At 57.0% G+C, this 6,692-nt stretch carries 3 protein-coding genes; all 3 read right to left on the bottom strand.

Translation table 11 applies throughout. From position 1 onward, the window contains the following. Positions 1-1,543 (bottom strand): PA14 domain-containing protein (locus RSSM_RS25930; protein ID WP_008686747.1); only part of this gene is annotated, 1,543 nt, incomplete at its 3' end. Positions 1,544-1,791: 248 nt separating this feature from the next. Beyond that, the gene (locus tag RSSM_RS25925) at positions 1,792-4,545 is read right to left on the bottom strand and encodes a DEAD/DEAH box helicase (RefSeq protein WP_008686746.1); all 2,754 of its coding nucleotides are present in this window, start codon (positions 4,543-4,545) and stop codon (positions 1,792-1,794) included. 206 nt (positions 4,546-4,751) lie between these two features. Beyond that, entirely contained in the window at positions 4,752-6,401 is a 1,650-nt protein-coding gene (locus RSSM_RS25920) for an ATP-binding protein (RefSeq protein ID WP_008686744.1), read from the bottom strand. Between the last annotated feature and the right edge of the window lie 291 nt (positions 6,402-6,692).

Here is a 6,692-nt window from a genome sequence, read left to right as displayed (position 1 = left end):
TGCGACAGCCAGGTGGCTGGCCGTGGATGCGTTGTCGTGAACGTGCAACGTTTCGAGGTAGTAGTCTTGACCGGCGACGAGGTAGATCGGCGTCGAAGCGTTCGCGTTTGGCGAATTGAAATCCTCCGGTCGGAGCCTCGTTATCGACCGACACGATGACTCGTGACGTGTCAGACGTTACTCCCTGCGAAAGGTAAACCTCGGCAGTGTCGCTGGCGGCGAGATGGAAGGTATACGCTCCACTGGCGGGAACCGATACGATCGATCGTGTTCGCGTTGCATGAGTTCCTGCAGGTTGTGAATACGTCAAATCGGCGAGATCGTTAGCGGAGGCGGGAGTGTTCGCAATGAAGGATTCGCTCGACCGAAGTTCCTCGATGCTGGTGATCAATGTCGGCGCTTCGAACGTTTCGATGAGTGCACCGCTGCGGAGTTGTTCGGCCGAAATGGTCGGGCGTAACTGGTGGCTCGGGAGAGCTGTCTTGAAGCTCGAATCGGTTTCGCTGCCGACGCGGATGTGTGATTGTCCTGACCCGGCGACGTATTCAATTCTCAGTTCAACGCTTTGACCGGCCGTTAACGAGATGGAGGCGGATTGTTCGTTGCCGGCGGCCGTGAATAAGAGTTGGTTGTCGACGTAGACCGCGGCGGAGTCGTTTGCTCCGACATTCGCGAAGAGGTTATGGGATGCAGTTTCCTGCGGTGTGAATGTCCCTTGCCATCGAATCGAGAAGGGCAGGGCGGTGAGGCCGAGCGATGGTGAGGGGCCTTCGATGCCGAAATCAAAATCAATGGTCGCGTCGTTGCGGATTTGAACCGGAGCCGAAGAGAAGTCGGTGTTGTCGAAGATCTCCGCGGTCAGTCCTTCGTTAACTCGGTCGACGATGGAGGGAGAGTTAGCGACGATCTCAATCGGGAGGCTGGCGAGTGAAACGGTGCTGCCATCATTGGTGACCGCGTGGATGTTCACGTCGCGGGTTCCCGAGGGAACGAAATAAGAATGGAGTCGCGTGAGCGGCAAGGCAAGACCGACTGCCGGAACCGACGTTACCCGGTCGTCTCCCCAGTCAATTTCGACGCGATCGATCGATGCTAGGTCGAGTTCTGAAAAAGAGTCGATGCTGAGTTCGACGATATCGCGAGTTCGAGTTTGGCTCGGCAACGTCACGGACGCGGAGGGGCTGGGTTCGCTTTGCAGTGCCGAGGCGGTTTCCGGTCCAGACGCTTCGTTGAGGAGGTTGATGATTTGCAGGGCATCCACCGGCGAGACGTTTCCGTCCTGATTGACGTCGAACGCAAAAGGGGACGAGGATTGTTTTTGTGTCGTCGGTGATTGCGTAGCGGTTTGCGTTTCCGCGCTCAGGTAGTTGATCACCTGCAGAGCGTCCACCGCGGTAACGTACCCGTCTTGGTTGACGTCGAATCGGTTGGAGTCTGACGTAGCGGTGGCGGTGAGTAGTCGTCGGTCCTCGAGAATCTCGATTCGGAGTCGATTGCGTCTGCGGGAATCGCGGTTGAGTCGAGGACGCTTGACGTAATTCATGCGCGGAATCGATTGGAAGTCGAGAGGCGGTGTCGGGGATTTGGCCGGATAGGCAGGATACCTCGAATGGGCGGAATGCGGAATGCTTTTTTGGCTTGCCGACGGTGAGGTCGCGGGGGGCCGGTGACAAAGCGATGAACGTTGAGGTGCCAAGGCTCTTTCGCGGCGCGAGAGAGCGGGTTGGCTGTAATATTGCTCTATCGTTTTGTTTTACTTTGTTTTGCTCCGCGTCGACCGTGGGGCGAGTGCTACGTGCTCAGCAGTTTAGCCAGGGTTGTCGCGAGGCCCTTGAGGGCAGTGTCGTCGGCGAGGCTGATGGTGAGTTGAGGGCGTCCTTCGGCGTCGCGGTCGACGCACTGGGTCAGCTTGTCGGTGAGTTGCTGGATGGTTTCCTCTGCGGGGGGCGATTGATCTGCACCTCCGATGAGTTCGCCGGCGAGCGAGAGTGCGGCGGTGACCAGCTGGCCGCTGGCGGCGGAAACTTTCTCGCGTCGCTGGGTGGCGGCCAATTCTTCGGCCTCGGCTTCCACGCGGCGTTTTTGGCTTTCGTCGACGGGAGCGGCCAACGGCTTGGGAAGGATGATCTCGAGGCGGCGTTTGAGGTCCTCCATGCCGCTGGTCATGGAGACTTCACAGACGTCGCTGTCGAAATTAATTGACGCGTCGGCAAGGTCTTGCTTCGAGGCCAGCGTGGTCAGCAGGCCCTCCTCGATCGTTTCGCCAGTCGTGACCAACTTGTAAACGTGTACCGGGTTTTTCTGGCCCATCCGATAGGCACGTGCGATGCGTTGTTCGAGGACCGCGGGGTTCCACGGTAGGTCAACGTTGATGACCGTGTTGGCGGCTTGCAGGTTCAGTCCGGTGGAGCCCGCGTTGGTCATATTGATCACACGGCAGTTCGGATCGTTTTGGAAGCGGGCGACCAGTTCGGCGCGTTTCTTCTGGGGGACTTGTCCGTCGAGGCGAACGTAATCGCAGCCCAATTCGTCCAGTCGGTGTTCGACTCGATCGAGCATTCGTCGCCATTCGCTAAAGAGCACGATTTTGCGAGTCGGGTCTTCGATCAATCCTTCTAGCAATTCGCCCAGTCGTTCGAGTTTGCTGCTGTATTCGGATGCGTCTTGGTCGATCAGGTACGTGCTGTCGCATGCCATCCGTGCCATGAGGAGGCACTTTTGCAAGCGAAGTCGATCCATCTCCGTCATGAATTTTTTGCCGGCGATTTGTGCGACCGTTCGCATGTTGGCGTCGTGGATCTCCTTCTGTTCCGCAGTCGCTTCACAGCGGATGACTTCGTCGGTGCGATCGGGGAGTTGTTTGGCAACCTCGGCCCGAGTCCGGCGCAGCAGGATCGGTTGCATCTTTTCGCGCAGCGTGTCGAGTTGGCGGTAGCCGAGCGTTTTGCCACGATCGTCGACCACGTGGTGTTGGTTAAAGAAGTGGTACGCCGGACCGAGAAGTTCGTCGTCAACAAACCGGGTGACGGTGAAGAGTTCGCCGAGTCGGTTTTCCAGTGGCGTGCCGGACAAGACGAGTCGGAAGGGGCTTTCGAGTTGTCGGATCACGTTGCTGGTTTTGGATTCCCAGTTTTTGATTCGTTGCCCTTCGTCCAGGATGATCAGGTCCCAGGGCACATTCTCGATTGCGGTTAGATCGCGAAGGACTTGCTCGTAGTTGCAAATCGTAAAGAACGTATCGCTGCTGTATTGTTCGATCCGCTCTTCTCCGCTGCCCAGGACGATTTGGGCCGAGTGCCCGCTGAACCGTGTGATTTCGTCTCGCCATTGGCTTTTGAGCGATGCGGGACAGACAACGAGTACCCGTTTGATCTCGGCGAGTCTGGCGAGCAGTTCAGCGACCCCGATTCCTTGGATGGTTTTGCCGAGGCCCATGTCGTCAGCCAGGATCGCGCGGCCGGCGCCGGCTGCAAATGCGATTCCGTCTAGTTGGTAAGGCAGCAGTTTGGCATCAAGCAGTTCGGTTCGCAGAGGGTGTTTGTCGACGCGTTCTCGAATGAGATCGCATTCTCTGCGGACACGGTCTGAGACGAGTTGTCGTTGGATGAATGCTTCGGCGTCAGGAAAAATAGTGACATCTTGGCCGGTGTGCTCAAGGGCTTGCACGCGAGTCATTGCGTCGTGGGCATCCGTGATCGGCTCAGCGACGCTGTTGCCGACGATCTCTTCCACTTTGGCGTCGGCTTTATGAGGCAAGTGGAACAGCAGTCCTCGCGGGGTTGCGCCATCAAACGACCCGTAGTGCATTCCCAGCGAAAGTCGCTTGCGACGATAGGGGGCACGCAACTGTGCCGCCGAGAATCGCTTTTTGACTTTGGTTTGAACGTGCAGGATGTGTTTGCACGTTCCCAGACGATTGGTTCGAAAGTCGGGGCAGGTGCAAAACGAATCACCTTCGCCGAGGCTTCGGATTGCGACGCGGTAGCTGCGTCCGGATCGTTCGCTGGTGACGACGTAGTCGGTCCATGGCCGCCCCGTGTCCATCGAGCGTACCTTCATGCTCTCCTCGGCCGCACGTCTTTCCCGGTCCGCGGTTGCCCGATGCCGTAGTTCCTCGGAGGTCAAGTTTTCGAGGGGAACGCTTTCGTCCGGCGGCATCGCCAGTCCCAGCACGCTCTTGGCGTCCAGTAAATAGTCAAGGGCCGCGCCAAGATGCTCACACGGCATCTCGCATTGGTCGCAATTGAGCTGCAACTGTTTGTTGCGTCCCGAATTCAGCGTGATGGTTGCCACGGCCAGACCGCCGTCGAGTTCAGCGTCTTCGACACGGACTCGGAAAAGGTCGCCTCCCAGGAAAACGTCGCGGTCGGACTGGATGTCGAAAACGCGACCTCCGGTTTGAATCAGACGCGGGCCTTCATCTCCGAGCAGCCGGCAGGCTTGGTGGTAGGTGAGGGTTCCGATCCTTTGGTGAAACACATTGGGCTTTTTCGTGTTTCGTTTGCTTCCACTCGTTTGAGACTTCTTTCCCTTGACTGTCGCCATGTCCGTTCTCCATGCAACTCGAAATGTTCGAAACGGACGTGATTAGAACCGAAGTTGCGTTTGGATCGAAGAGCAGGTTTGGGGTGGTGGCAGGCGGTGTGCATCGAGGAAGAGTAGCGAGAATGCTGGTTTTGGCAACGGTTCTTGCGGGGGCACGGTGACGCCAGGAGTCTGAGGAGCATTGCGTTTGTGCATCCTCCAGCCTTCTACATCACCGAGAAATAGTTGTCGCAGGCGAAATCGAAATACTCGTTTTTTAGCTCGATTTCGAGGTCGTTGTAGAGGCAATAGTTTCGGACTTGAAGCAGCAAGTCACGGGGTTGGCAGTTGCGAAATGGCCGGTTGACGGGCAAGTAATGTGTCTTGATTAAGTAGTCGATGGCGTCGGCGTTATAAGGAATTTTGGTGACGCGGCACATGATTTCGAACAGCTTCCTGAAGTCAGATTCCGGTGGGTTTTCGACTTCGATCTTATAAGGAATCCGTCTTAAGAATGCATCGTCAACCAGGTCTTTAGGCTCAAGGTTGGTGCTGAAGATAACAAGTTGATCAAAGGGGACTTGTATCTTTTTACCGCTCGCCATGTTTAAGAAATCATAACGTTTTTCGAGAGGAATGATCCAACGGTTGAGTAGTTGATCGACCGACATTTTCTGCCTTCCGAAGTCATCAATGACCAGCGTTCCGCAGTTGCTTTTCATTTGCAGCGGGGCTTCGCTGATGTTGCTCGACGGGTTGTTGAGCACTTCGAGCATCTCCATCGTGAGCTCACCGCCAGCGATAATCGTTGGGCGTTCGATGCGTACCCAGCGTTTGTCGAAGCCGCCCGCGTCGAGCAGTCCGGACGATGCTTCGGGCATGTCAGCCACGTGATTCATTGGGTCATAAACACGCAGAATGTCTCCGTCGATATCGACGCTGCGAGGGATCCAAATGTATTTTCCAAACGCACCGGTGACGCGTTCGGCGATAGATGTTTTCCCGTTTCCGGGGAACCCGAACAGGAACATGCCACGACCACTAGCGACCGCGGGGCCGAGACGTTCGAGCATTTTGGGATTGATAAGCAGGTCACTAAAGGCTTTGAGCAAGTCTTTGCGTTTTGGGAATTGTCCCTCGATGCTTTGACGTTTGATGCTATCGATGTATTCGGTTAGTCGTACTGGGCAACTGCCGTAATAGGTGGAGTCGTTTAAGTGGTTACGCGCGATCGCGCGGCCCGCTTCGGTGAGGACATAGACGTAGTCGTTCGTGGCCGTCGAGCTTTTGTAAGCTACGAGTTGGTCCTTTTTGAAGCGTTCCAGGATCGGCTCGATCATTCGGAACGGGAGTTGGACCTGTTCGGCGATGCGGCGCCCTTCGGCTTCGCCCGCGTTGAGGATAAATCGAAACATGATTGCTTCGAGCAGGGTTTCGCTGATTCGATTCGTGCGGAGGTCGGTGGGTTCGGCGGGACGCCATGCCTCATCGCGGCTCGGCTGGAAGCCGCCCGGCGAAGCTGCCGCGGGCCGGGCCGCACCGGTCGCTGGCCGGCGCTGTGCGGAAGTGGGCTGTGGGATAGGGGCCTGCGCGGGAGCGCGGTTTTGAGGTTGGTGGTTGGTTGGTGAGTTTTGGCTCGTTGGTCGAGCACCGCCTTGGGGACTGCGTCCGGCAGGTGGCGGCGACACGCTTCCTGCGTTGGCGGAGTTGCCGCTTTGTCCGGATTCGGTGGTGCCGCCGGCATTCGCTCGGGGGTTGGAGTCTCCACTTAGCGACTGAATGCGGTTAATGAGGGCATCGAGTTGGGTGTCGACGGCATCAGAAGCCGAGGAACTGGGCGAATTGGTCGACGGAGTACCTGATTGAGGCTTTTTCATCGCGGCACCGGGACGCAGAAAGGGAGAGAGAGTTCGAAATGCACGTCTGTGGAGGTATCGGCAGAACGAAACGCCGGGTGCACTTGGGTTTCAGATTGAAAGCTGGGGTGTCGTGGGCGAGGGCCGGGAAATAGTCAGGATCCGCAAAGCCCCGCAAAATCCCGTGTTTTTGGGGCTCCTGGCAAATGATTCAAAAACATTTTCAGAAAAATTCACCAAAGGCACTTGCGAGCACCGAAGACTGTCCCTATCTTTCCGCCTCCTCGCTGAGGAACACCGCCAACACGGCGG

The sequence above is a fragment of the Aporhodopirellula sallentina SM41 genome, assembly GCF_000346505.1.
Classification (GTDB): Bacteria; Planctomycetota; Planctomycetia; order Pirellulales; family Pirellulaceae; genus Rhodopirellula; species Rhodopirellula sallentina.
The sequence above is the reverse complement of the archived record's forward strand: the minus strand, read 5'-3'. Positions and strand labels throughout refer to the sequence as shown.

Excerpts from the sequence above, each read along its gene's own strand:
- RSSM_RS25925 (WP_008686746.1), bottom strand. The coding sequence starts at position 4,545 with ATGGCGACAGTCAAGGGAAAGAAGTCTCAAACGAGTGGAAGCAAACGA.
- RSSM_RS25920 (WP_008686744.1), bottom strand. The coding sequence starts at position 6,401 with ATGAAAAAGCCTCAATCAGGTACTCCGTCGACCAATTCGCCCAGTTCC.